The 24,870-nt window shown below is 58.8% G+C and carries 25 protein-coding genes; 6 read left to right on the top strand and 19 right to left on the bottom strand.

The window, feature by feature from the left end; all coding sequences use genetic code 11:
- Positions 1-78: 78 nt before the first annotated feature.
- The 4 genes from EJ997_RS01230 to EJ997_RS01215 are packed head-to-tail and all read left to right on the top strand — an operon-like array spanning position 79 to position 5,273.
- Positions 79-1,851, top strand: a complete 1,773-nt coding sequence (locus tag EJ997_RS01230; protein ID WP_126702962.1) for an HAD family hydrolase — start codon at positions 79-81, stop codon at positions 1,849-1,851.
- Positions 1,835-2,758 (top strand): cell division protein FtsQ, encoded by a 924-nt coding sequence (locus tag EJ997_RS01225; RefSeq protein WP_126702961.1) that lies wholly within the window; start codon positions 1,835-1,837, stop codon positions 2,756-2,758. The genes EJ997_RS01230 and EJ997_RS01225 overlap by 17 nt, the downstream gene beginning before the upstream one ends.
- Complete coding sequence (locus EJ997_RS01220; protein WP_126702960.1) at positions 2,755-4,446, top strand: ABC transporter ATP-binding protein; 1,692 nt, start codon at positions 2,755-2,757, stop codon at positions 4,444-4,446. The genes EJ997_RS01225 and EJ997_RS01220 overlap by 4 nt, the downstream gene beginning before the upstream one ends.
- A complete protein-coding gene (locus tag EJ997_RS01215; protein ID WP_126702959.1) occupies positions 4,446-5,273 on the top strand; it encodes an energy-coupling factor transporter transmembrane component T family protein in 828 nt (275 codons plus the stop codon). Before EJ997_RS01220 ends, EJ997_RS01215 begins: the two co-directional genes overlap by 1 nt.
- A gap of 109 nt (positions 5,274-5,382) precedes the next feature.
- Here EJ997_RS01215 and EJ997_RS01210 read toward each other — a convergent pair whose 3' ends face one another.
- The 9 genes from EJ997_RS01210 to pyrH form a co-directional block, all read right to left on the bottom strand.
- Positions 5,383-5,760 carry a YciI family protein gene (locus EJ997_RS01210; protein ID WP_206501737.1) on the bottom strand — a complete coding sequence of 126 codons (378 nt, stop codon included), beginning with the start codon at positions 5,758-5,760 and terminating at the stop codon, positions 5,383-5,385.
- 275 nt (positions 5,761-6,035) lie between these two features.
- Positions 6,036-7,037, bottom strand: a complete 1,002-nt coding sequence (locus EJ997_RS01205; protein WP_323052645.1) for a M50 family metallopeptidase — start codon at positions 7,035-7,037, stop codon at positions 6,036-6,038.
- Positions 6,932-7,330 (bottom strand): site-2 protease family protein, encoded by a 399-nt coding sequence (locus EJ997_RS13880; protein WP_323052620.1) that lies wholly within the window; start codon positions 7,328-7,330, stop codon positions 6,932-6,934. Before EJ997_RS13880 ends, EJ997_RS01205 begins: the two co-directional genes overlap by 106 nt.
- A complete protein-coding gene (gene dxr / locus EJ997_RS01200) occupies positions 7,327-8,514 on the bottom strand; it encodes a 1-deoxy-D-xylulose-5-phosphate reductoisomerase (protein WP_126702958.1) in 1,188 nt (395 codons plus the stop codon). Before dxr ends, EJ997_RS13880 begins: the two co-directional genes overlap by 4 nt.
- Positions 8,511-9,059, bottom strand: a complete 549-nt coding sequence (locus EJ997_RS01195; RefSeq protein WP_164719673.1) for a DivIVA domain-containing protein — start codon at positions 9,057-9,059, stop codon at positions 8,511-8,513. Before EJ997_RS01195 ends, dxr begins: the two co-directional genes overlap by 4 nt.
- Positions 9,059-10,228: a 23S rRNA (adenine(2503)-C(2))-methyltransferase RlmN gene (gene rlmN, locus EJ997_RS01190; protein ID WP_126702956.1), complete on the bottom strand. Its 1,170-nt coding sequence runs from the start codon at positions 10,226-10,228 to the stop codon at positions 9,059-9,061. The genes EJ997_RS01195 and rlmN overlap by 1 nt, the downstream gene beginning before the upstream one ends.
- 191 nt (positions 10,229-10,419) lie before the next feature.
- On the bottom strand, positions 10,420-11,310 hold the full coding sequence (locus EJ997_RS01185) for a phosphatidate cytidylyltransferase (RefSeq protein WP_126702955.1): 891 nt from the start codon (positions 11,308-11,310) through the stop codon (positions 10,420-10,422).
- 1 nt (position 11,311) lies between these two features.
- Entirely contained in the window at positions 11,312-11,869 is a 558-nt protein-coding gene (gene frr, locus EJ997_RS01180; RefSeq protein WP_126702954.1) for a ribosome recycling factor, read from the bottom strand.
- Positions 11,866-12,648, bottom strand: coding sequence for a UMP kinase (gene pyrH / locus EJ997_RS01175; RefSeq protein WP_126702953.1), 783 nt, complete (start codon positions 12,646-12,648; stop codon positions 11,866-11,868). The genes frr and pyrH overlap by 4 nt, the downstream gene beginning before the upstream one ends.
- Positions 12,649-12,905: 257 nt before the next feature.
- Between pyrH and EJ997_RS01170 the strand changes: the two genes are divergently transcribed.
- Entirely contained in the window at positions 12,906-13,358 is a 453-nt protein-coding gene (locus EJ997_RS01170) for a GNAT family N-acetyltransferase (protein ID WP_126702952.1), read from the top strand.
- A 142-nt stretch (positions 13,359-13,500) separates the two neighbouring features.
- Here the strand turns inward: EJ997_RS01170 and EJ997_RS01165 are convergent, their stop codons facing one another.
- From EJ997_RS01165 to EJ997_RS01140, 6 genes are all read right to left on the bottom strand, one after another.
- The gene (locus tag EJ997_RS01165; RefSeq protein WP_126702951.1) at positions 13,501-13,983 is read right to left on the bottom strand and encodes a DUF456 domain-containing protein; all 483 of its coding nucleotides are present in this window, start codon (positions 13,981-13,983) and stop codon (positions 13,501-13,503) included.
- 157 nt (positions 13,984-14,140) lie between these two features.
- Entirely contained in the window at positions 14,141-14,770 is a 630-nt protein-coding gene (locus EJ997_RS01160) for a class I SAM-dependent methyltransferase (RefSeq protein WP_206501736.1), read from the bottom strand.
- A 179-nt stretch (positions 14,771-14,949) separates the two neighbouring features.
- Positions 14,950-15,459: a hypothetical protein gene (locus EJ997_RS12800; protein WP_164719671.1), complete on the bottom strand. Its 510-nt coding sequence runs from the start codon at positions 15,457-15,459 to the stop codon at positions 14,950-14,952.
- A 313-nt stretch (positions 15,460-15,772) separates the two neighbouring features.
- Positions 15,773-17,107 carry a YkvI family membrane protein gene (locus EJ997_RS01150; protein ID WP_126702950.1) on the bottom strand — a complete coding sequence of 445 codons (1,335 nt, stop codon included), beginning with the start codon at positions 17,105-17,107 and terminating at the stop codon, positions 15,773-15,775.
- A 221-nt stretch (positions 17,108-17,328) separates the two neighbouring features.
- Positions 17,329-18,726, bottom strand: coding sequence for a class II fumarate hydratase (locus tag EJ997_RS01145; RefSeq protein WP_126702949.1), 1,398 nt, complete (start codon positions 18,724-18,726; stop codon positions 17,329-17,331).
- A 574-nt stretch (positions 18,727-19,300) separates the two neighbouring features.
- Positions 19,301-20,416: a GuaB3 family IMP dehydrogenase-related protein gene (locus EJ997_RS01140; RefSeq protein ID WP_126702948.1), complete on the bottom strand. Its 1,116-nt coding sequence runs from the start codon at positions 20,414-20,416 to the stop codon at positions 19,301-19,303.
- A gap of 59 nt (positions 20,417-20,475) precedes the next feature.
- On the opposite strand from EJ997_RS01140, the gene EJ997_RS01135 reads away from it, so the two are divergent.
- Positions 20,476-21,210: an exonuclease domain-containing protein gene (locus EJ997_RS01135; protein ID WP_126702947.1), complete on the top strand. Its 735-nt coding sequence runs from the start codon at positions 20,476-20,478 to the stop codon at positions 21,208-21,210.
- Positions 21,211-21,284: 74 nt separating this feature from the next.
- Here the strand turns inward: EJ997_RS01135 and EJ997_RS01130 are convergent, their stop codons facing one another.
- The 4 genes from EJ997_RS01130 to EJ997_RS01115 form a co-directional block, all read right to left on the bottom strand.
- On the bottom strand, positions 21,285-21,659 hold the full coding sequence (locus tag EJ997_RS01130) for a nuclear transport factor 2 family protein (protein ID WP_206501735.1): 375 nt from the start codon (positions 21,657-21,659) through the stop codon (positions 21,285-21,287).
- A 199-nt stretch (positions 21,660-21,858) separates the two neighbouring features.
- The gene (locus EJ997_RS01125; RefSeq protein ID WP_126702945.1) at positions 21,859-23,070 is read right to left on the bottom strand and encodes a glycosyltransferase; all 1,212 of its coding nucleotides are present in this window, start codon (positions 23,068-23,070) and stop codon (positions 21,859-21,861) included.
- Positions 23,067-23,837 carry an ATP-grasp domain-containing protein gene (locus EJ997_RS01120; protein ID WP_164719669.1) on the bottom strand — a complete coding sequence of 257 codons (771 nt, stop codon included), beginning with the start codon at positions 23,835-23,837 and terminating at the stop codon, positions 23,067-23,069. Before EJ997_RS01120 ends, EJ997_RS01125 begins: the two co-directional genes overlap by 4 nt.
- Before the next feature lies 1 nt (position 23,838).
- Positions 23,839-24,828, bottom strand: coding sequence for a PIG-L deacetylase family protein (locus EJ997_RS01115; protein WP_126702943.1), 990 nt, complete (start codon positions 24,826-24,828; stop codon positions 23,839-23,841).
- Positions 24,829-24,870 lie beyond the last annotated feature (42 nt).

Genomic DNA, 24,870 nt, shown 5'->3' with positions numbered 1-24,870 from the left:
AATTGTTAACCTTCCCGCCACGTGGATGTCACTTACGCCCTCTAAGGTCACGGCTAGACGTTCCAGAAACGAGGACACATGGCTCTTACTCACCGCCCCCACGGGCTCCTGCTCGACTTCGGCGGAGTCATCTTTGAAACACACAAGCGACCCGATGGGCTCAAGGACGTGGCACGTCACGTGCGCGAAATGCTTCTGCGCGGCGGCTACGACCTGTCCGAGGACGAGCTGGCCCGCGAGCTTGAGGCAGGCAGAACCGGCCTCAAGCACTGGAAGCATTCCTCGTCACGACGCCCCTACCCCACCGAGATCGACGCTCGGGAGGTTGTTGGAGAGTTCCTGTTCTCTCGTCTACCCGAGGGACCGCGCAGGCTCCTCATTGCAGAGGCGACAGAACTGCTTGCCACGATCTCGATGACAATGTCCGACCACATTGTTCGCCCTGGCATTCCGGAACTCCTCGAGTTCTGCAAAGCAAACGAGATTCCTCTTGGCATTGTGTCCAATGCTCATGCTGGGCTGGCGCACCGCCGGATCTTGGCCGAACACGACCTGGACTCGTATTTTGGGGTGCAGGTCTATTCTGATGAGGTCGGTATCCGTAAACCTCATCCGGGCATGATCGCCCAAGCCGCCGATGCTCTGCATGTCGATGTCGACAAGTGCTGGTACGTGGGTGACACGCAGGACCGGGATGTTGTCGCGGGCAGTGCGGCCGGCGTTGCCGGACTGATCCTGACTCGTTCTAAGCACACCGACAATCCTCCGTTCTACGTTCGCGAAACCCCAGACGCTGTCTTTGATGATCCGCGTGGACTCCTTGACGCGCTCATCAACGCTACGGAACAGATGGATCCATACTCCTCTCGGGGTACCTCGACGACGTCCCAACAGTCATCGTCCGAGTCCCAACAGGCACCGGCGGCGTCACAGCCGGCACCGACTTCGTCACAACCCGGCTCGGTTCTTCTTCCCACCGGAGCATCGTCAAAGTCCGACCCAGCATCATCGCACCAAACCAGCGGTTCACTGACCACAAATGTATTTGGTTCGCGCGCTGCCCTGCTCATCGATCACGGCGGTGTTATTTCGACATCTACGCCCAATCCTGAGGCAGTCAATGAGGTTGCTGAAGATATTGCTTCTCGGATTCCTCTCCTACCTGGCGATGTTGTGACAGCCTCTGAGGTTCGTGAGGCTATTGACTCTGCTCGTGCCGTTCATAAGAAGCTGAAAACAGCATGGAACGAGGCTTTCCTGGCGGGTTCCCGCACCGATATTCCCGAGCAGCAACCCACCGAGTTTTGGGCCACCGTGAACGAGTTCCTAGGCGTTGTGAACGCCGCATGGTTCCGAGCTGAGGCCCACGACCTGACGGTGAGGTTCGCCAGGGCTAAGACTTCCCGCACTCTCCGTCCGGGGATCCCGGAACTGTTTCAGACGTGCAGGGAGAACGGCATGGCAATCATCGTCGTCTCGAATACGATTTCGGGACGCACGGTGCGGTCCGAATGCGAAAGGCACGGGCTCACCATCGATGCCTTTGTCTGTTCCGACGAGATCGGTGTTCGTAAGCCGAGCGCTCCAATCTTTGAAGAAGCTCTCGCTATTGCCAGTGCCGATCCTAAGAACTCCTGGTTCCTTGGCGACAAGCCAGTCAATGATGCGACGGGTGCTCGCCGCGCGGGCATAGCCAATCGTGCCCTGATCCGGGGTGGTTCCACTCCCGACAATGTCCTCGATAATGCCCTGTCCGACGGTACGGCAACACTCGTTGTCGATACTCCCCAACAACTTTCCGCAGCTATCATCCACTCCCTCGCAAAGGAAGATCATGTCCACAACGTATGAGCGCGCCGGTCGCGTTCGCACCGAAGGTTCCAAGCCCACTCTCTCTACCCCTCAGAAGCTCATGGTGTTCGTTCTGTCGATGGCCCTGTTTGGCCTGGCAAACATCATCCTGGAAATCATTCCTGACGTGTCGCTCGGCCCGATCGACGTGTCCGTCTCCTACTTCGTCTTTGTCCCCCTCACGATGGTTGCCCTGTTCTCGCCTTTCTGGGCAGCACTTGGCGCACCGCTTGGTGAGATTGTTTTCGTTGACCTGCTCATGGGTGACTTCTCCGGCCTGGCGGAGATTGAGGGCTTCTTCCAGATGTTCCTCGCCCTCTTTATCGCAGGCTCCCTCATCCGTGATCCGCGTTCGAAGACCCAGATCTGGGTTGGCGCGATCATGGTGGTTGTTATTGACAAGTTCCTGTCGGCCGCCGTTGACCTGACGAAGGTCTGGGTTGGTCTTGAGGACGCCGAGTACGTCGAGGGTCTTCCAGAGTCGATGCTCGCTATCGAGTCGATTGGTTTCGGTGTCGACATTGTTATCTCCGGTATCCTCTTCGGCGCCATCCCCGCCATGTGGCTCATCCCCGCGCTTCACGGCAAGATCGAGCCGCTCATGGGTATGCGTCCCCGCGTCACCGGTGAGCCGATCCCCGGTGAGGCTCCCCGCGCAGGCTGGTTCGTTGTCGTTGCCGTTGCTATCGCAATCGGTTCCGCCTTCTTCGCTTTCCTCGAGTCCTGGGATGTTGAAATCGGTGTCTTCGAACCCGAGTTCCTGGAACAGTACGGCATGAGTTTCCTCTGGGTTGGCGTGGGCGCGATCGTCCTGACAACGATCATTGCCTTTGTCTCATACCGGATCGGAATCCGGGATAAGAACACCGACCAGCAGGTCGATAACAACGACAAGGTCGATGCGTGAGCAATCCGATCATCACGGTGTCCGATCTCAGCTTCCGCTACCCGGGAGCTGAGGAGGACACCCTCAAAAACGTTAATCTCACCATTGAGCGTGGCGACTTCGTCGCCATCGTTGGAGGCAACGGCTCGGGTAAAACCACCCTGTGCAAAACCTTCAACGGACTCATCCCCCACTACTGGAACGGCGACTTCGCAGGCGATGTTGTCGTCGACGGCATCGACACTTTCGAGTCGAATGTTGCCGTCCTTTCCTCCAAGGTCGGATACGTCTACCAGGACTTCCAGAACCAGCTGGTCCGACCCACCGTCCGTGACGAGATCAGGTTCGGTCCCGTCAACTTCGGACACGCTGACTTTGAGGAGCGTTCCGCAGAGGTTCTTCACACCCTTGGTATTGAGAACATCGCTGACCGCTTCACCTGGGCACTCAGCGGCGGGCAGGCACACACGACGGCACTCGCCGCCGTGCTTGCCCTGCGTCCCGACATCGTCGTTGTTGACGAACCCGTCGCCGAACTCGACCCGGCCCGAGCCCACGAAATCTATCGTCAGCTCCAGGAACTCAACGAGCAGGGACTGACCATTATCACCATCGAGCACCACGCCGAGTTCATCGCACAATACGCGAAATCGGTCGTGCTTATGGCTGATGGTGCACCCGTCTGGCATCTTAACATCGACGAAGCCGTCAACCGCACGGACGAACTGGAAGAGCACGGTATCCCCGCGCCCCAGGTCGTCCAGGTCTGTTCCACCATGGGAATGGAAAGAGCACCCAGGGATGTGCCCACCGCCGCCCGAATGCTCGAAGATCGGGGCATGGCAACCGGCATGGTCACCGCCCTTCCGCGACACCGCCCAGCCGAACGAGTCGTTGCCCGCACGACGGACCTCCACCACGGGTACAAGTCCGTCGGCGGGGACGTCCTCCCGGTCCTCAAGGGCATCAACCTGGAGTTCTATGCGGGGGACCGTATTGCCGTCGTCGGCGGCAACGGCTCTGGCAAGACCACGCTCCTCAAGCAACTGGCAGGACTGTCCGTGCCTCGCTCCGGTGAGGTTGAGATCGACGGGGTGAACACCCGTAGCCGGTCGGCCAGCAAGCTCTCCGAGATCGCCGCCTATCTCTACCAGCATCCCCAGCAGATGTTCCTCAAAGACTCGATCCGTTCCGACATCGCCCTCTTCCCCGAGGGACGGGGAATCGAGAACTGGGAAGAACTTGTCGACGACACACTCAACCGAGTGAACCTCACCGACTTCGCGGATCGAGACGGCAGAGCACTGTCCGGCGGGCAACAGAGGCGAGCAACCCTCGCCATTGGGCTCGCCATGAGGCCCCGGATCCTCCTGCTGGACGAACCGACGTCCTCCCTCGATGTGTCGTCCCGCGAGGACGTCACCACCATGCTGGCGGAGCTCGCCGGCGTCATCGAGTGCACCGTAGTCGCCACCCACGACATGCATTTGGTGGCCGAGTGGGCGAATAGAGTCATTGTTCTCGAAAACGGCACGGTCGCAGCAGATCTCGAACCGCGGGAGCTGTTTACTATGCCGGAGACATTGGCACGGGCACGGGTGGTCCCACCCCAGGTTGTTCTCCTCGGCAACGAACTGGGAGTCACCCCTCCCCCGCTGAGCGTCGACGAACTTGTTTCCGCCCTGCAGAACTCCATGGAGGCCGTGTAATGGCACGCAAACAACGAGATGTTCTCTCCATCGAATGGGTGAAGCTCGAACTTATCCGTACCGCCTACGCGACCCGCGGCGGCCTGTTCAGCAGGATGGATCCCCGGGCTGTGATCGTCTGGTACCTGATCCTCGCGATCGTCCCCTGGTTCACCCACAACGTGACCGTCCTGGCGGGACTGTTCCTCCTCGGTGCCGTCTCCGTCATCGCCGCCCGCGTCGGTCCCCTCGTCCTTGGCCTGTTCATCATTGGGCTCGGATTCGAAATCATCTACCTCGTCGCAGCCTCCCTGCTTTTCGGAGGTAACTTCGACACCCTCATCGCCCTCGGTGTCCTCAACCTGAAACTCGGAGCCGTATCCATGGCCTCCATGGCGGCCTTCGTTTCCCTCGATCCCGAGAAACTCTCCGATGCTCTGCTCGCTTTCAAGGCACCCAGCCTGCTGGCCTTCGGCGTTTCCTACGGATACCGCATGCTCCCCATCATGGTTGAAGAGTTCAACACCGTCTTCGACGGATATCGGTTGCGCATGGCGGCACCAGAAAAACACGGCATCTTTGCGTGGCGCACCATCGTCCACTGGGTGAAGATGGCGGTGCTGAGCTTCTACCCGATCTTCCTCAACACCGCGAAGAACGTACGAACAACCGTGGAGGCACTCGAGACCCGTGGCTTCACCTACGCCCAAGAGGACGGACGCGGCAGGCAACTACGCCTCGCCTACCTGACGATCACCACCCTCGATATCGCCGTCCTGGCAGGCACCATCATCCTTATCGTAATCTGCTTCTGGGCCGGGGCCATGTGGCCCATCTACCGCACGTAGAGGAAAGGGGATCAATAAATTTACCGGAGACCTTCACGTGGAGGTCTCCGGTTCGTTTATCCAGTCGGGGATCAACTGTCCAGGCTAGGGCCTCCTCAAGCTTGCCTGGTTAGGCCTCAGGATCATCACTGAAGATCCGCAGCTCTTGGGGGCACTTGCAGGCCTTAGCTATCTTCGCGGCCCACTCAACCGCCTCCTCGTAGGTAGGCACGTCGAAGATCGCAAACCCACCGTCAAGTTTTCCGGAATCAGGATAGGTTCCACGCGTCATAGCACCATCGGCTTCGACAATAACTGGCGCCGTATCCTCGTCGATCGCTCCACCAAACACCCAGACACCTGCGTCCACTGCCTCACGCCAAACAGCATGCGAATCATTGACGGCTTCTTCCAGTTCCTCGGGCGTCAGATTCATCGCGCTGGATGGAAATGAGATCAGAAACTTTGGCATGGTCTTCCCCTCTCGCCGCAGAACGTTTCTCCTCATTCACTAAACTCTAGTCCGCTAACCGCACCTGCGGAACAGAACCGTCTCTTTCGTTAGTTGATTGATACTGGTCAGAGGGCTATCGAGCAGGTCCAGAGTCTTCCGACAGACGTGCTTACCTGCATTGAAGAGACCCCGTCCGGCATCTTTACGAAGATTCAATTTGCCCGAATACCTGATCCGTGGCCAGCCAATGATTGTGCCCAGTGGCAGATCAGCAGTTGGACGACAGTCGAAGACCAGCTTGTGGCCGGCGATCAACTTGCAGCCAGCGATCAGTAGAGACTGATCGGGTTGAAAACGTCAACGACGACAAGGATCACGGTCATGAGGATAAACGCGCCAGCAACGACGTAGCTGAGCGGCATGAGCCTCGCCGTGTCCGCGGGTCCCGGATCTGGCTTGCCGCGGAGCTTCGCCCACTGGCGTCTTGCTCCCTCGTAAAGGGCCCCTGCAATGTGGCCACCATCGAGTGGCAGGAGCGGAAGCATGTTGAACGCAAACAGCGAAATGTTGAGCGCAACCAGCAGGTTGATGAGATCGGCCGACTTTTCTAGACCCGAATAGCCTTCGATATCGGCGCCGGTGATCTGACCGGCTACCTGGGCGACACCGACGATGCCGACGATCCCGGTCTGGTCGCGTTCCTGGCCCGTCACAAAATCGGAGGTCAGGTTCCACAGCTGCTGGGGCAGGCGAACAATGATTCCTGCGGTCTGCCACAGCATGTTGCCAAGGTACGAAGGCGCCTCCGATAGGGACTGCTTCTCCAATCCGATTGCGGGTGAGATACCAACATAGGGCACGGGAGCGGTGACGTAGTCATCGCCGTCCATGACCGGGTTACCCTCCGCGTCAACGACGGGCCTCTCCTGCATAACAGGCGTGACCGTGAGCGTCATGCGCTCCCCGTCGCGTTCGATAACAACGTCGGTCGGGGCCGCCTCGCCGCGGGTAATAGCCTGCTGCACATCGTTCCAGGACTCGGTTTCATTACCGCCCCAGGAGACAATCTCATCGCCCGGTTGTAGGCCGGCTTGGGAAGCGGGACCTTGTGGGTCGGAGTCAGTGCATTCGGCCGAGCTCACGCATTCGGCAACCGAACCGACCTGGGACAGGAGCGCCGGGGCGCCCACTCCGACGAGGAGAACAGCGGAAAGAACAAGAGCGATCAGGAGGTTAACGAAGGGACCGCCGAACATGACGGCAAGCTTCTTCGGGACCGACAGCTTGTAGAACGCCCGATCTTCCTCCCCGGTTCCAGCTCTTCCGCAGATACTTGCCGCACTTCTTCGGCGAGCGTCAGCTGCCCCTTGCGGTTCGTGATCTTCGCGCCGGGTTTGGATGGGGCATACATGCCCGAGAGGGAAACAAAGCCGCCAAGCGCTATTGCTTTCACCCCGTACTCTGTTCCGTTAATTGTTTTCGAGAACAGTGTCGGACCGAATCCGATGAAGTATCTCGGGACTTTCACTCCGAAAAGCTTGGCGGGAATGAGGTGGCCAAGCTCGTGGAGGGCAATGGCAAGGATGATCCCGATGATGAGGACAATGAGTCCGGTGATGGTCACGCGGCAATCTCCCGTGCCCGGGCACGCGCCCAGTCTTCGGCTGCGGCAACCTCATCGAGGGTGATTACGGATGGGGAATCAAATTCTCCGAGCACCTGTTCAACAAGGGACGCCATCTCGAGGTAGCCGAGCCTGCCACGAAGGAACGCATCGACGGCCTCTTCGTTGGCGGCATTCAGGACAGCCGGATGGAGGGGGCCCGCCTTGAGTGCCTGCTTCGCGAGGCTGAGTGCAGGGAAGGTTTCGTGGTCGACCGGCTCGAACGTCCACTGGACGGGGCTGTCCCACGAGCAGGGGGTAGCGATCCCTTCCATGCGCTCCGGCCAGGTCAGCCCGAGAGCAATCGGAAGTTTCATGTCGGGCGGCGATGCCTGGGCAAGTGTCGATCCATCAATGAACTCGACCATGGAATGAATGACCGACTGCGGGTGAACGACGGGGACAATGTCGTCCGGGTCAATATCGAACAGCAGGGATGCTTCGATGAGTTCGAGGCCCTTGTTCATGAGCGACGAGGAGTTGATGGTGACAACGGGTCCCATGGCCCACGTCGGGTGCTTGAGAGCCTGCTCGGCCGTCACTCCGGTTAGCTCATCGCGCTTCTTGCCGCGGAACGGACCGCCGGAGGCGGTCAGAACAAGCTTCTTTACCTCGGATTTCCCGGTCACGACCGGTGAGGTGAGGCCCTTCTCGTGCCTGCCACCAAGGAGCGCCTGGGCGATCGCGGAATGTTCGGAGTCAACGGGCACGATCTGCCCCGGCCGGGTCATGGCTTCCTTGACGAGAGTTCCTCCCGCCACCATCGATTCCTTATTCGCAAGCGCAAGGGTGGATCCCGCACGCAACGCTGCGAGGGTGGGTTTGAGGCCGATGGAGCCGGTGATGCCGTTGAGGACGGTACCGCTCGGAACTAGGGCCCCGATCTGCTCGGATGCATTCTCGCCCGTCATAATCTCAGCTTCGGAACCAGCGCTCTTCAGTGCCTGCGCTAGTTCATCGGCTTTCGAAGGATCCGCGATACCAACGACCGGCACGTTAAACTCCGCTGCTTGCTGTGCGAGGAGCGCGAGATTCCCGCCGCCTGCCGATAGTCCACGAACGTTGAAGTTGCCCTGCTGCCGGGCGACGTCAAGAGCTTGGGTTCCGATCGACCCGGTGGAGCCGAGAATGACAATGTCGATCATTCGACTGCCTGGAGGACACTGCTGGCCCGATCGAGATAGACGTCAACAACGGCAACGTCGTAGCCGTTGGACTTGCGAGTCATGGTGAACGAGGAGTTCGTAACCTCCCCCGCGCTCATGTCACCCTTGCCATCGAAGTAGAGCGCGAGGCGATCGAGGAGGTCATCAACTTCGGGCCTCTTGTAGCCCTGCCCTTTATTCGGGGCCCTGAAGCGCTCTCCCCTTGGCCTATTCAGGCGCGGGTAGAGGGAGGAAGCCGATTCGTAGGCCCGGGTCAGCCATTCCTGGCTTCCCACGCCGGAGACGACCTGGGCGCGTTGCCGCTGCCAGCAGGCCTGCTCGAGCCGGTCCAAGGCATGGTCGACCTCGGAGGTATCATATCCGTTGCGAACGAGTTTGAACGCCACGGTCCGGATCTTCTCAACTTCGAGCTCTACGGACAGTTCTTCTTCCTGGTAGAGCTTCTTTGCTTTGTCAAAGAAGGCGTCCACGGCATCGATGTCATAACCTCGTCGCCACACACCAGTCTTCGCAAACGTTGCCACTATCCCCGGCCTTTCTGGGCAACCAGTTCCGCTGCCAGCTGTCCGCACGCGCCGTCGATATCGGAGCCGCGCGTGTCACGGATCGTTGTCTGGATCCCATTATCGCGCAGAGTTTGCACAAAGGTGTCCTGCGCACGCCGTGTCGACGAGGTCCAGATCGATCCCGGGGTGGGGTTCAGCGGGATGGGGTTCACGTGCGCCCACCCGTGCCCACGCTTGTTCAGTTCATCTGCGAGTGCCTGGGCGCGCCACTGGTGGTCGTTCATGTCCTTGATCAGGGCGTATTCGATGGAGACGCGCCTACCGGTCTTCACGAAGTATTCGCGTGATGCGTCGAGGAGCTCCTTGACCTTGAACCGTGAGTTGATCGGGATGAGATCATCCCGCAGGTCATCGTCGGGAGCGTGGAGTGAGACGGCGAGTGTGACGGGCAGGCCGAGATCCCCGAGCTTGTTGATACCGGGAACAAGTCCAACGGTGGACACGGTGACACCGCGCGCAGACATGCCGAACCCGGAGGGTGCCGGATCGCAGATCCGGTGCAGCGAGTTGAACACGGCCTTGAAGTTGACCATGGGCTCCCCCATGCCCATGAACACAATGTTGGTGAGGCGAACCTTTTCGCCCAGGTCGCCGCGCTCGCACGCGAGGTGGGCCTGGCGGATTTGCTCCATGATTTCAGCCGTGGAGAGATTGCGGGTGAAACCCTGCTGTCCGGTTGCGCAGAACGGGCACGCCATGCCACAACCGGCCTGGGAGGACACGCACAGGGTGGCCCGGTCCGGGTAGCGCATGAGAACGGATTCAACCATGACGCCGTCATGCATTTTCCACAGAGTCTTCACGGTCGAACCACCGTCTGCTTCGAGGTCGCGGACCTTCTCAAGGAGCGGCGGGAACAGAACCTCGCCGAGGCGTTCGCGGTCCGCCGCCGGCAGGTCGGTCATTGTTGACGTGTCCGCGTTGCGGTGCACGTAGTACTGCCTGGCGATCTGGTCCATGCGGAACCCTGGAATCTCAAGTTTCTCAGCGACCTCCTTCCGCTCCTCGACCGAAAGGTCGGCAAAATGGCGGGGAGGCTTGCCGCGTCGCTGCGCGGTGAACGTAAGGACCGGACGGGGTCCGGATTCGACGGCGGGCCTGACCTGGCGGGGCTTCGAGTTAGTCACCCGCCAAGTCTCTCAAATGAGACTGGGAGTTGACACCCACAGATAAGAAAGGTCCGTCACGCTCACGAAAGGCAAGTGACTCAGTCAACGATGCGGTCAAGCATCGAAAAGCAACAAATCATTGAATTCGCAGAGGCGCAACAAGTCGTTGCCTTACGGAGCCATGCGCGGCTGATGAAACAGCCGGTCGGCTACGCCGCGAAGCCGCCCGTGGCCGCAAGAAGCAGAATGTAGACAACCGGTGCGCACACGAGGATCGAGTCGACGCGGTCGAGCACGCCACCGTGCCCGGGGAAGATCGACCCCATATCTTTCACGCCCAGGTCTCTCTTGAGGAGCGACTCGGATAGATCTCCTGCGGTTCCCGCGATTGTGCAGCACACGCCGAGGATAATTCCCCACCAGGCCGGAATGTCGAGAGCGAAGTGCGCGCAGAGCACGCCGATGATCATGGCGGTGATGATTGAACCGGCGAAACCTTCCCAAGACTTCTTAGGCGAGATCGTCGGCGCCATCGGATGCTTGCCAAACAGGACACCGGCGAAGTAGCCGCCAGTATCCGATGCCACGGGCAAGATAACAAAGGTAATGACTGCCCAGGCACCGTTCTCCATGCCGGCAAGCAGCACGGCAAAACCGCCGAGCAGGCCAATCCAGGAAAGCGCGAAAACACCGGCTGCACAGTCGCGTGCTGCCCACTTCCCGCCGGCTCTAAACCGCCACGCTATGACGAGCATGGCAGCGAATGAGAACGTGACGAGCAGGCCAACGTCGGCGTAGAACCAGGTTGCGGCTGCTATGCCAGCCGCGGAGATCCACAGTGGTAGGACCGGGATGTAGAACCCGCGGGTGGAGAATGCTCCTGCGGCTTCCCACAGCCCCACCATCATGAACAGTGCGACGAGCACGATGAAGCTGTCGATCCAGACGAACAGCGACAGGCCCACGGCTCCAAGGAGGGCCAGTGCTGTGATGATGGCCGCGGGCAGGTTCCTTCCTGCCCGCGACTCGGTAGGTGCCGGTGGTTTAGGGGGTCTCGGTGCGAGCTTCCCCAGCCACGCATCACCTTTGACAGCTTCCATGTCAGACTTCGAGAAGGTCCTTTTCCTTGGCGTCAAGGATCTGGTCAACAAGGTCCGTGTGACGCTTGGTGACGGACTCGAGTTCCTTCTCGGCGCGCTCGACCTCGTCCTCGCCGGCCTCGCCGTCCTTCTTGATGCGGTCGAGCTCTTCCTTGGCCTTGCGGCGGATCGAACGGATCGTGATACGAGCGTCCTCAGCCTTCGTGCGGGCCAGCTTCACGTAGTCGCGGCGACGCTCCTCCGTGAGCGGGGGCAGGTTGATACGCAGGAACTGACCGTCGTCGGTCGGGTTCACTCCCAGATCGGACTCGCGCAGGGCCTTGTCGATCGCCTGGATCGAGCTACGGTCGTAGGGCGAGATCGTCACGGTACGAGCCTCGGGGATCGCGACGGTCGCGAGCTGCTGAAGCGGCGTCGGTGCACCGTAGTAGTCGACGAGGATCGAGTTGAACATGCCGGCGTTGGCACGGCCCGAGCGGATGTTCGAGAAGTCGTTGCGAGCTACCTCGATCGCCTTTTCCATTTTGTCTTCTGCATCAAGCAGAATGTCGTCAATCATGAGTTGTCCTGTTCCAGTGGAGTTGTTGAGACTACGGTACCGATCTTTTCACCGAGAAGTGCACGCGTGACCGCACCTTCTTCTCCCATTCCAAAGATCCGCATATTCATATTGTTGTCCATGCACATGGAGAACGCCGCAGCGTCGACCACCCGCAGGCCCTTCGCCAGAGCATCCTGGTAGGTAAGGAAGTCAAGCTTCTTCGCTGACGGATCCTTGTTCGGATCAGCCGTGTAAACACCGTCGACGCCGTTCTTGCCCACGAGGATCTCGTCGCAACGCAACTCGAGAGCGCGCTGCGCAGATACGGTGTCGGTCGAGAAGTAGGGCATGCCAGCGCCGGCACCGAAGATGACGACGCGGCCCTTCTCGAGGTGGCGAATCGAACGGAGTGGAATGTAGGGCTCCGCGATCTGAGCCATGTTGATCGCGGTCTGAACACGGGAGGGAACTCCCGCATGCTCAAGGAAGTCCTGCAAGGCGACGGCGTTGATAACGGTGCCGAGCATGCCCATGTAGTCGGCGCGGGCACGGTCCATGCCGGCGTTCTGAAGCTCAACGCCGCGGAAGAAGTTACCTCCACCAACGACAATGGCAACCTGGACGCCCTGGTTGACGGCCGCCTTAATCTCGGCGGACACGCGGGTGAGAACCTGAACATCCAGGCCCACGGCGCCGCCGCCGAACATTTCTCCCGAAAGCTTGAGGAGGACTCGCCTCTTATTATCTTTGTTGTAATCGCCAAGAACTGGCGAAGAATCCGAAGGTGATGTGGTCATGATGTGTCGAGTCCCTCCCGATCGAATTTATCCGCTTGTTAGCCTATCGGACTCCGGACGATTAAGCGCCCTTACGGCCCCGCGAGATCGCCCACCATTGCCAAAAGGTCGCCGGCCGCACCAGCCCACCATGACCAAAGTCGCCCCTAAAAGGCTATTGATGTGGGGACAATTTTGGGACGCACCGTCCTCAGAGCACCACATTGATCATCAAGCGGTGGCAAACTGGAACCCGAAGAGACCCGGAAGGATTACCGATGTCCGTAGAATTGATGACCGTTTCCACCCCTGAAGTTGTCGAAGCGATCAATGAGCTGCTCCCGCAGCTCTCCAAGTCCGCCTCCCTTCTCACCGAGGAGCAGGTCGATGATCTTCTCGCGCAGGAGATGGTCTACCTTTTTGCATTCCGTCACGACGAAACCAATGCAATCGTTGGAATGCTGACCCTTGCCACGTTTAAGATCCCGACCGGGCTCCGCGCCTGGGTCGAGGACGTCGTTGTCTCTGGGGCCGCCCGCGGCCAGGGAGCCGGCCGCAAACTCATCGAAGAAGCGGTCGCCTACGCCGACAAGCTCGGCGCCAAGTCAGTTGACCTCACCTCCCGCCCAACCCGCGAGGCAGCAAACCGTCTCTACATGCGTTGCGGATTCGAGAAGCGCGAAACCAACGTCTACCGCTTCAACGCTAGCGCCGTCGTCGACAGCCTGTAGGCACTCACCGGACTGCCGAAACCGACAGTCAATCACCAACGACAACAGCCCGGGGCCGCGAATAATCGCGGCCCCGTAGCTTTCCATCATTCCCAAACATGACCTGCACCGAGGGAACAACGTATTACGCCATAACGACTCGTTACGTTATGAAGAGCCCGAGAATCCACAGGCCCGCACTCAGGGAACCAGCAATCAGCTCAATGAGGATCGACAGAAGCACACCTTTGAGAGCGGACTTTGTTTGGGCCCATGCCCTCTCAGTGCTGCGCAGGCGATACCACTCGGCCGCGTAAACACCGACGACAAAGCCGATCGGCATGCCGATAACGGGGATAACGAAGAAACCTATGAATGCGAGGATGATCCCCACCGTCATGGCACTCCACGGGGTCCCCTCGTTTCTCATCACCTTGGCGGGGATAACAAACGATAAGACGTAAGCAAGAACGATGAGGAGGGCGACAGCGGCAAAGACCCACCAGGCGGCCGCCGTGGCGGTAAATGCCGCCCATATCCCGACCGCAATAAGAATAATTGGCAGGCCGGGATAGAGCTGAATAATCGTTCCGATGAGGCCAATCGCAATAGCGAGGCCTACAAGAATAAGTCCGGCAACATCCACGCCCCTACGCTACTGCCACAGCTCCCGTTTGCACAGACCAACCACCGAAACGATCGTGCACAGCTACGTTAATTTTCCGCAATGGGACCGAGCGATCCGTTAATCAGAAAAGCCCGATCCGTTAGTCAGACAAATCCGATCCATAGCCGACAGAACTCTACGGCAGAGTAAATATCCCATCGGGACCGCTACCAAAGTCTCGTTGACCTTCGCCCCCAAACACTGACACCGTCCAGGGGGAATTCCGAGACCATGGAGTGAGGTGCCAGTCAGAGTAGCGGTGCAGGAGTTTCAGATCTACGCTCTCCGCAATTCGATCCTGATCACGTGGGCCCCCGCGTGATGCAGTGGTTGTTCCAATAACAAGAATCCCGCCATCGTTGAGAAGAAGTGCTACCGAGCACATAACGGATTCAAGTTCTTCGGAAGAAAGGAACGCCGGGACATTCCCGGTCATGAGAATCGCATCGTATTCGACCGGCAAAGCCGCCCGTGCCAGAGAATCCACACTGACGCTCTGAGCAGAGAGCGACCTAAACCAGTCAGCTGTCGAAAGCTCATAAGCAACCGAGAGAACCCGCTCACTTGGATCAATTCCGTAGGCTTCATGACCTGCCGTCCTCAACGCACGTACTGCGTTCCCGATCCCACACCCAATATCGAGTATGTGAGATCCCCTCCGGCAGAGAACATCAACGAACCGAGCATCCACCGACATGTCTACCCCGGCAGTAACTAGTCCCCTCATCTTTGCCGCATGCGCTTCAGCCGCCTTGCCATCTAGCACCGGCCCAGTCTCGCACAGTCCGGATCCATCCACTCAACAGAGCCAGGTCATCATGCGATGCTTAGCCCTGTCACTCGCAGTTGCCCCGGGGAAGGCTAAAGGCCCGCGTGTGGCGGGCCTTTAGGAATTGACGAGTTATTTAGTGTTGCGCAGGGACTTTGCCTTGCATCAAGACTGGCTTAGTCAGCCGAATCAGCAGAAGGAGCGGAGTAACCCGAGTCAGCCGAGGGAGCCGACACCGCAGACTGAGCCGACACCGGCGAAGGAGCCGAAACCGGCGAAGGAGCCGACACCGGAGACGGAGCCGAGTACACCGGAGCCGGAGCCGGTGCCGGTGCCTTCGTAGCAACCGGAGCCTTCGCAGTAGCCGGGCTCTGCGCCGACGGAGCCGAAACAGGCGATACAGCAGACTTAGCAGAAACAGCAGACACCGTGGAGACAGCGGAAACGGTCGAGACAGCAGACTGGGTGGAGACTGCCGAGACCGTGGTCTGAGCAGAAACCGCCGAGACCGTGGACTGTGCCGACTGGGTCTCGCCAGCGGTCTGTGCAGACTGGTTGTTCTCGTTAATCTCAACACCGGCCGGACGCTGCACGTCATCACCGTTGTCGGCCACGGCCATGCCAGTGCCTGCCAGGACGGAGACAACTCCGAGGGTTCCGGTTGCAATCCAAAGCTTCTTCGACATTGTGTGTCTTCCTTTCACATGCTTTCTTCGGAAGTTCTGTTCTTCCCTTGATGCTTTAAGTAAACAACCCACAAATGAAATGGAAAGGAAACCTAAATGAGAAACCCTTCATAAACACCTTTTGGCACTATGACGTCAACAACAGCCGGCCGCATTAGGCGGGGACAAGACTGTCTTATGACAGGTTGAGCAACAATCTTGCAGGGTTTCAGAATGTGGTTCTGGTCTGGGTGCCACTATTCGGCTGAGGAACCTGCTTCACATTCGGTTTACCGAGGTTCTGTTGCCTGCCATGACGCTGCCTGGCTGGGAGTTAGCGTTCCACCACAGCAACGGGTTCATCGACGCTTTCCGCAACAGGGTAGTCCACCGAGTCATCCGCAACCAGCTCGCGGTGCACGAATTCGTGAGCATCGTTTTGCAGATGCCTGTCATCAACGGGAGAGGCACTGATTTCATCCGACAGTTGGGCCTCATGCCTTTTGGTAAAGCGCTTGGCAGGGTCGAGTTTGCGGCGGATCAGGGAACGGATGCGACCGCGTCGTTCAATCTCTTCCCTGACCTTGGTTCGGCCCTTCACCCAGGCAACACCGAGGATGACAAGGAGTGCCATACCAACGTAGCCAATGGCCGGGTATACGTAGCCAACGAGTTCGCTGAAGCCAACGAAAGAGACCGCGAAAGAAACAAGCGAGGAGGCGACAAGGACAGGCCAGAACTGCTTGGGCTTGTTAGCGGTGGCGCGCTTAGCGAAGGCGTAGAACATCGCGATCGCGGTGTTGTAGATCATGGCGAAAACGATGATCGCCATGACATATCCAAAGACGGGGCTGATGCGGTTGACGAGCTCAAGGATCGGGAGCTCAGCATCCCACACGTCACCGATAGCAAAAAATATGGCGACGATCGCGAGAAGCATGAGGAGACCGGCAATGAGGCCGCCGGTGGCACCACCAATGGCGGACGCTTTCAGCCAATGGTTGGCTCCTCCCATGACGATCGCCACGGAGACACCCACCATGAGGCCGAGGCCCACGTAGTTGATGCTGGCAACCCACCAGTTCGGCAGTGTCGTCGCAACCAGTTCAGTCTGTGGTTCAAGCTCCGCAAGAGTTCCGGGAGCATTGATGATCGAGTAGACGCAGGCAGCCACGATGCAGATAACAATGACCGGGGTGGCGGCACCGATGACAACGGTGACTCGATCAACGTCGTGAAGTCCCGTGAGACAGACAAGAATAACCATGAGAACGGAACCGGCCCACGTCAGCCAGCCGAACTGTTGCTCCAGGTTGGATCCTGCGCCGGCAATCATGACCATGCCGGTGGCGAAAAGAGTCACCATGATTGCCACGTCAAGGAACCGTGCAACGGCGGGGTGGGTGATCTTCGTGAAGACAACAGAATGCTCCCCTGCCCTAAAGTAGCTTCCGAGGGCCAGCATGACGAGTCCAGCAAAAGTCAGTGAGGCTACGGTGAGGAGTCCGCCCCAGATGCCATCAAGGCCAAAAGCCACGAAGTACTGCAGGGCCTCCTGGCCCGATGCAAATCCCGCACCGATGAATACTCCAACAAAAGCAAAGGCTATTCCTATTGCCGTACGAACCACGTTTTCCTGTACTCTCCACGCATCCCGCGCATAATCCATATAAACAAACGGTGTCAGCAATACCGAACACTTCAGAGAAGCAGTGGAAAAATTGTGCATAGAGCACTTTTTATGCGAATACAACGAGGCCCCGGATCGGTGCGCTAGCATCGTTTCCGGGGCCTCGTTGTGAGATAGATTCTATTAAATTATGCAAGAACCCTCAGTCTTATCGATAAGAATGCTAAATCCTTACGAATCCTTACCAAAAACGCGGGACTTTACTTCGTCGCTGGACGGGTCATTGACGCAACATCGAGTGCCACATCCAGTTGCTCTTCGGTAATCTCGCCACGCTCAACAAAACCAAGATCGATGACTGCCTGGCGGACCGTGATGTTCTCCTTGACGGAGTGCTTCGCGATCTTCGCGGCGTTCTCGTAACCGATGATGCGGTTGAGCGGGGTGACGATCGACGGTGAGGACTCAGCAAGCTCCTTCGCGCGCTCAACGTTGGCGGTAATGCCATCGATGCAGCGCTCGGCAAGAACCTCGGAGACGTTCGCGACGATGTTCATCGACTCGAGGAGGTTCTGTGCCATGACGGGGAGCATGACGAGCAGGTCGAAGTTACCCTGAGCGCCCGCGAAGGCGATTGCAGCATCGTTACCGATGACCTGGGCAGCAACCTGAACGGTGGCTTCGGGGAGGACAGGGTTAACCTTGCCCGGCATGATCGACGATCCCGGCTGAAGGTCGGGAAGGTTGATTTCGCCAATACCGGCGCGGGGGCCGGAGCCTGCCCAACGCAGGTCGTTCGCGATCTTGACGAGCGAGACTGCAACAACGCGGAGTGCACCAGACGCTTCAACGAGGGAGTCCTGTGCGGCCTGCGCCTCGAAGTGGTTCGGGGCCTCAACGAACGGAAGTCCGGTGTTCTCGGCAATGAGCTCAATGACTCGCGCAGAGAAGCCTGCGGGGGTGTTGATGCCCGTGCCGACGGCGGTTCCGCCGAGGGGAAGTTCAGCGAGGTGCGGGATTGTGGCCTCAACGCGCTTAATGCCGTTGCGGATCTGCTGGGCGTAGCCCGAGAACTCCTGGCCAAGCATGATTGGGGTTGCATCCATGAGGTGGGTGCGGCCGGCCTTGACGACGTCCTTGAACTCTTCGGCCTTCTTCTCCAGCGACTCTGCGAGGACCGTGAGCTTGGGAACAACAACGCGGACAGCTGCTTCCGTGGCCGCGATGTGGATCGAGGACGGGAACACGTCGTTCGAGGACTGGGATGCGTTGACGTGGTCGTTGGGGTGGATCTCGATCCCGGAGTCGCGGGTTGCGATGGTCGAGATGACCTCGTTCGTGTTCATGTTCGAGGACGTGCCGGAACCAGTCTGGAACACGTCGATCGGGAACTCACCATCGTGGTCTCCAGCAATGACCTGCTCAGCGGCAGCCGCAATAGCCTTGGCCTTATCCTCGTCGATGACACCGAGTTCGGCGTTGGCAAGAGCGGCGGCGCGCTTGACCTGTCCGAGTGCGCTGATGTGGTGGGAAGTCAATACCTTGCCCGAGATCGGGAAGTTCTCCACTGCTCGCTGGGTCTGTGCTCGATAGAGGGCCTTGGCAGGCACCTTAACTTCGCCCATCGTGTCGTGTTCGATGCGAAATTCTGCAGTCACTTCATTTCTCCTTTGACGTCATGAGGTGTCGTCCCAATTGTCCCCCACCGGGAAGAAGAAAACATGGCGAATGGTCCCGGTTCGGCAAAAACGGACATTCACCAAATCGCGTACGGCCCTTTGGCCATCGCCCCCATCACCGCGAAGCCCAACAAGTTAGCTTCACGGATTCAGAGAAGAGCTCACTTAATGAAGTGCTGCTCCTAATCCCCCAGTCGTTACTTCACTGCTCGGCAGAATAAATATCAAAGGCAGGAAACCAGGTCGTAAGCGGTGCACCGCATTGTCGTTTGGGCATCGCATTGTCGGCGGGGCATTACGCCGCAGGCAGGACCCGGAACAGTAGGCAGGAAGCTACGTTGAATTAGCCGGGAACATCCGTTGGAACGTTGACGATCGGAGCCTCCTTCAACGTTCGTCCTTAAGGTTAGAGTCCATCTCAGCGACAAGACCTTATTTCAATGAATCAAGTCCTATATCCACAGTGAGACCCTGCCACTCGGGCAGGGTCTCAGCCATGTTGAATCAGTTAGATACTAAAGGTGCCGATCAGTCGGTTGAATTTCGACAGTGCTTAGTCGGGCTGGACGACGATCTCGACTCGCTGGAATTCCTTCAGGTCCGAGTATCCAGAGGAGGCCATAGCGTGGCGCAGCGCCCCAACAAGGTTGGAAACGCCGCGAGCATTGTGGGCGGGACCGAACAGGATCGATTCGAGTGAACCCTCGTTGCCGACCCAGACGCGCTCACCACGGGGAAGCTTCGGGTGGCGTGCTTCCGCACCCCAGTGCCAGCCACGTCCGGGGGCCTCGGCAGCACGAGCAAGAGCCGTACCCAGCATGACGCCGTCCGCACCGCAGGCAAGAGCCTTAACGATGTCACCGGAGGACGACACGGAACCATCAGCGATGACATGGACGTAACGTCCGGAAGATTCGTCGAGGTAGTCGCGGCGGGCCGCCGCGATGTCGGCAACGATTGTTGCCATGGGGGACGCCACGCCGATGGTGCGGCGGTTAGCTGAGGAGGCTCCGCCACCGTAGCCGGCGAGCACACCTGCCGCCCCAGTACGCATGAGGTGAAGAGCAGCCGTGTAGGTGACGGCTCCACCGACAATAACGGGCACGTCGAGTTCGTAGATGAAACGCTTGAGGTTCAGGGGCTCACGATTGGAGGAGACGTGCTCCGCAGAGACCGTGGTGCCGCGAATGACGAAGAGGTCAACACCGGCTTCGACAACTGCGCGCCAGTGTTCCTGGGTGCGCTGTGGTGACAGGGCACCTGCCACGGTAACTCCAGCATCCCGAATCTCAGAAAGACGGGCAGTGATGAGCTCGGGCTTAATGGGCTCCCGGTAGACCTCCTGCATGCGGACACCGGCCCGATCCGCCGGCATGTTTGCAAGCTCTTCAAGGATTGAGGTGGGATCCTCGTAGCGGGTCCACAGACCCTCGAGGTCGAGAACGCCCACGCCGCCGAACTCACCCATGGCAATCGCTGTTTCCGGGGAGGTCACGGAATCCATGGGTGCTGCCATGATTGGAATGTCGAGGTAGTAGGCGTCAATTTGCCAGCTTGTCGACACATCCGTCGCGTCTCTCGTCCGCCTAGACGGAACGACCGCTACCTTGTCGAGTGTGTAGGCAACCCGTGCTCGCTTGCCGCGTCCAATTTCTACCTCTTGTACCATGCATCCCAGTGTAACGATGATGAGGGATTATTTGCCCGTCGCCCGCGTAGAATCAATACATGTCGACAAGCGCTCACTGGACCGAAGGACCACTCGTCGGTTTCGATACCGAGACCACCGGAGTGAGCCCGAAGCACTCTCGCCTGGTCACAGCCTCAATCATCGTCACCGGCGACGAACCGACGACCTATGGCTGGCTCGCCAATCCAGGTGTGGAGATTCCAACGGCAGCTCAAGAAGTTCACGGTATTTCCACCGCAAAGGCGCGCGCCGAAGGTAGGGACCCGATCGAAGTACTCACTGAGATCCGGGATATTCTTGTTAGCCATCTTGAGCAGAAGCATCCCGTTGTCGCTTTCAACGCTTCCTTCGACCTCAGCCTCATGGAATCCGAGTTGGCACGGCACGGCCTTGCCACCATCACCGATCAGCTCGGAGGCGAACCCTCCCCCGTCCTCGATCCGCTCGTCTTAGACAGGTTGCTCGATCCGTACCGCAAGGGCCCGCGCCGTCTCGAAACCCTTATCGGCATCTACCGGATTGATGCTGGTGGTTTCCACGACGCTCACAACGATGTCGTCGCTACCCTGAAGCTCCTCAAGGCCATGACTGCGGAGCACGCTGTCCTCAAGGTGTCCTCCCTCCGTAAGCTCCACGAGCTACAGAAGCAGGCCCATGAGAAGTGGGCAACGGGCTTCAATGAGTGGCTCGCAAGCAAGGGACGTACCCCAGACGCTGATCCGTCGTGGCCCCTCGGTTCCGACCTCGGCCAACCTGACGACGAATCTGAATAACCGACGACTATGGCTAGCTGACGACAACTCTGAGCAATCGTCCCCGTCTCCACTCGCGCCAAATCGGCGTTGATTCAGTGCGTGATCGTTGTCTGCTGGTAGAGGGCGAGACGTAGACGGCCCTCAATACGCCGGTAAAGGCTGGTCATGACTGCCGTGAAGGGTTCAGGCAAGTCAGCACGAGTCGCGGTCGCCCGATAAACAAGGGCGGCAACGTCCTCGCTTACCTCGATCATCCGAGCATCGGTGATCTCATAGGAATCCCAGCCCGGGGCCCCATTTAGCAAGCCCGCGATCTGCTCGCGAGTCATAGCAGTACCGTTCACAAGGATAAAGAGAGCATCCTCTGTCATGAGGTCACCGTAGAAAGTACCTCCCGTGGAATCACAGAGTGCCTGCCATCCCGCATTCTCTAGTTCCAGAAGCTCATCACGTTGAAAACGACTCACTCCTGCAGGGTAGCGGCGCAAGCCGGCACTAGCCTCACCAGCCGCCCACGCACCCCTCCCCGACTCCCGCACGATCATCGTTGATCATGTGCAGAATCAGTTCGGCGGGGGCTGTAAGCCCCCGCCCCTGGCGTACCGCGAGCGCTTCACTCACGCCAGTCTGGTGTCATTGCCCGGCAGCAACCGGGGTAGATGTCATTCACGCATTGACTGTTTGGAGGCCGGTGCGTTCAAGCTTGTTCCATTTCTGTTCTTGTCCCGTGAACTCTTTCCAGATAGCTGCGACGGTTACGCAGGAAAGGAAGAGTGAGAACGGTAGGAGCAGGGGAACGACGATCAGGTGTCGGAAGTCCCGCCATGCCTTGTCCAAAAGGAGGGCAAGGATGATGTTGAACAGTGAGAGGCTGAAGCCGAGGACGATCCAGATGCTGGGGAGCCCGCTCGCCCATCCCACTCCCGTGCCAATTCCCGTCATAATCAGAACCGGGACAGCTATGAGAGCAAGTAACTGTACGACGGGCTGGATCAGCTGTGAGAACACGTTGATCGGCAGGTACAGGTGGAACATGGACCTGAAGGGTGTCAGGAATTCTGCTCGATGGTTGCGGATGGTCTGGATAAGGCCGCGGGCCCACCGGACGCGCTGCTTCCATAGTGCCGTCAGGTTGTCTGGCACTTCGGCCAGAACGATCGCATCGGCGGCGAACTCGACTTCGTATCCGGCTTCCTGCACTCGCCACGTGAGCTCGAGGTCTTCACCGAGGGTATCTTCCCGGAAACCACCAACCTTGCGGATAGCGGAGGCACGGAAGGCGCCGGAGTTACCGGCAACAATGGGAAGCATGCCGAGAAGGGCTAGGCCACGGCGTGCCAGTCCCGTACCAGTGTGGGTCATGAGGGCAAGGATTCGGGTGAGAGCGTTGTGGGTGTTGACCGGCTGGTCGTTACCGCAGACCGCTCCGACGAACTTGTGGCGGAAGCCAGCAAGCATGTTCGGGATGGTGTCTTGGGTGAAGATGCCGTCAGCATCAACGAAGATCAGAATCTCTCCTGTGGCGCGTGCGATCCCGGCGTTGAGGGCGGAGCCCTTACCGCCGTTCTCCTTGTAGATCGTGATGGCACGATCCGCGTACTCCGCCATAACCTCAGCAGTGTTATCGGTCGACCCATCGTCCACGACGATGAGTTCCAGCTTCTGATAACCGGAGTTCAGGATCGAGTCGAGGCAGGCAGCCAGGACCACACCTTCGTTGTAGGCGGGAACAATGACGGAAACATAGGGCACCGAGTGCTTGGTTGCCGGGGCAACCTTGGGTCGTAATGCAGCGAGGATCGCGGACATGGGGATGAGTAGCCCAACGACCGTGAGAACAACGAACGGGATGGCTACGAGAATCTCTAGCCAGGTCACACAATCACCTCGCGGTTTACCCCTAAATGAGGCAGAGCATCGCGGTAGCTTTCCAGGGCTGCTTCGAGGATGATCGGGGCCTTCATCGAGTTCGCACCAAACCGAGCGTTAATCTCTAGGACGACGGGTTCACCGTTGTCTTTCCTGCGAATATCAACATCGGCGGGACCAAAAATACCTAGGGTCTTGGCGGCCTTGATCGCAAGATCCGCGATCTCTTGGTCGTCAACGACCTCGGTCGACACGGCGTTGCCGTGGATCCCGTGTGCAAGTTCAGTCTTTTGAAGGACAACGCATTCGGTCCTGTTCGGGGAGATAAAGACGTTCGGAGCATATTCAACACCGCCGGCAAACTCCTGGATGATTATTCCTTCAGGTAGCTCGGCAAGTTCCCAGGAGTGCGGGTTCTCGTGGACGGTAACGCCGCGTCCGCCACGTCCCATGCGGGGCTTGGAAATAACGCGCTCCCCCATGATCTCCAGAATCTCCGTATTGATCGATTCGGGGGTGCTTGAGATCGGGGTGGCGACACCTGCCCGGTTAAGGACGTGGTAAGTCAGCCACTTGTCATCCGCCGTATCAACGGCGTCGGGTGATGAGATAAGGACAGGGATCGGCAGGATGGCACGTGCGAAGACGGGGAGTTCTTCCTGGACGGTTGGGATGATCGCATCGATCCCTTCACTGGCAATGATCTGGCTGATTGCCTTAAGGAACAGCGGGTCGCGGGCGGCGGGAACCTGACCGACTCCAATACCGGGAACCATGTCAACTCGTGTGACGCGCACGCCCTTGGCAATAAGCTGCGGGTATAGGGCACGACCTGCGGGGCCACCCGCTCCTGTGAGAAGTACCTTCATTAGAAAGCCCCTTGAACGCATTGAAGCGAACGGCTTCAAAACCTTCGGCGTTACCAAGCTTGCCCTGGTCGCCACGGAAGTGAGCCATACCGGAGACGCGCTCAGCAGTCATGTACGGCTTCTTCTTCTGGTTGTCATGGATTTTGATGGCGGAGTTCTTGACCTCGACATAGTCATCGATGTCAACGAAAACCTGGGGCGAGAACTCGCTCGTAGCCGAGGGCGATTCGAAGCAGAGGATAGCGGGATGGCGGCGACCCGCACGGAGCGTTGCCAAGTGCACAGCGTGGTGGTCCTGGTGCTGGTCATTAGCCGAGTGCGTGAAGATGATGTCCGGGTTGAAGGACCTGATCTTGTTCTCGATGGCCTTGATCATGCCCGTCATGTCACCCTCAAGGTTCGTGTCCTCAAAGTCGTAAACAGTGCAGTCACGGATACCGAGGAAAGCTGCGCCTTCCTTCGCCTCATTGATCCTTACCTTCGGATCTCCACCGTTGGTGCCCGTGCTCATAACAATCGCGTTAATTTCGTGGCCCGAGTCTGCAAGGCGAGCCAGGGTGCCGCCGGCAGCAAGTTCAAGATCGTCCGGATGTGCACCAATCGCCAGGATCCTCCTGGGCTGGGGTGCCTGGGACTTGCGGATCGTGTGCAGTGCGTACGTCAGCATGATCCCAACAATCGCGGCGCACGTTACTGCGATAGTGATCGATTCGAGGGTGGGCGAGAAGCCACCGAGGGCCGCCCTAATATTTGCTGGGGCAAGAATGATTCCGGCTCCGACAGCAAAGATCTGGGTGGGACGGTAGTCGGTGAGCCGGCGGCGTAATGACTTCTCCCCTGCAACGCTGGTGAGTGCGAATGCGATAACGACACCAGCAAGGATCCAATGAATGTTCATGTCTATGCTCCCTTTCAAGAAACATCGCCGGCGCGCCCAACT

The organism is Flaviflexus ciconiae (assembly GCF_003971195.1).
Taxonomy (GTDB): domain Bacteria; phylum Actinomycetota; class Actinomycetes; order Actinomycetales; family Actinomycetaceae; genus Flaviflexus; species Flaviflexus ciconiae.
Note: the sequence above shows the minus strand (reverse complement) of the source record. Positions and strands in the feature narration are given on the sequence as shown.

Coding starts and splice junctions, on each gene's coding strand:
- EJ997_RS01115 (WP_126702943.1), bottom strand. CDS start 24,828: ATGAACATTCATTGGATCCTTGCTGGTGTCGTTATCGCATTCGCACTC.
- EJ997_RS01225 (WP_126702961.1), top strand. CDS start 1,835: ATGTCCACAACGTATGAGCGCGCCGGTCGCGTTCGCACCGAAGGTTCC.
- dxr (WP_126702958.1), bottom strand. CDS start 8,514: ATGATCGACATTGTCATTCTCGGCTCCACCGGGTCGATCGGAACCCAA.
- EJ997_RS01230 (WP_126702962.1), top strand. CDS start 79: ATGGCTCTTACTCACCGCCCCCACGGGCTCCTGCTCGACTTCGGCGGA.
- EJ997_RS01135 (WP_126702947.1), top strand. CDS start 20,476: ATGTCGACAAGCGCTCACTGGACCGAAGGACCACTCGTCGGTTTCGAT.
- EJ997_RS01120 (WP_164719669.1), bottom strand. CDS start 23,837: ATGGTTCCCGGTATTGGAGTCGGTCAGGTTCCCGCCGCCCGCGACCCG.
- EJ997_RS01215 (WP_126702959.1), top strand. CDS start 4,446: ATGGCACGCAAACAACGAGATGTTCTCTCCATCGAATGGGTGAAGCTC.
- pyrH (WP_126702953.1), bottom strand. CDS start 12,648: ATGACCACATCACCTTCGGATTCTTCGCCAGTTCTTGGCGATTACAAC.
- EJ997_RS01140 (WP_126702948.1), bottom strand. CDS start 20,416: ATGGTACAAGAGGTAGAAATTGGACGCGGCAAGCGAGCACGGGTTGCC.
- EJ997_RS01150 (WP_126702950.1), bottom strand. CDS start 17,107: ATGGATTATGCGCGGGATGCGTGGAGAGTACAGGAAAACGTGGTTCGT.
- EJ997_RS01170 (WP_126702952.1), top strand. CDS start 12,906: ATGTCCGTAGAATTGATGACCGTTTCCACCCCTGAAGTTGTCGAAGCG.
- EJ997_RS01210 (WP_206501737.1), bottom strand. CDS start 5,760: ATGAGGAGAAACGTTCTGCGGCGAGAGGGGAAGACCATGCCAAAGTTT.
- EJ997_RS12800 (WP_164719671.1), bottom strand. CDS start 15,459: ATGTCGAAGAAGCTTTGGATTGCAACCGGAACCCTCGGAGTTGTCTCC.
- frr (WP_126702954.1), bottom strand. CDS start 11,869: ATGATTGACGACATTCTGCTTGATGCAGAAGACAAAATGGAAAAGGCG.
- EJ997_RS01185 (WP_126702955.1), bottom strand. CDS start 11,310: ATGGAAGCTGTCAAAGGTGATGCGTGGCTGGGGAAGCTCGCACCGAGA.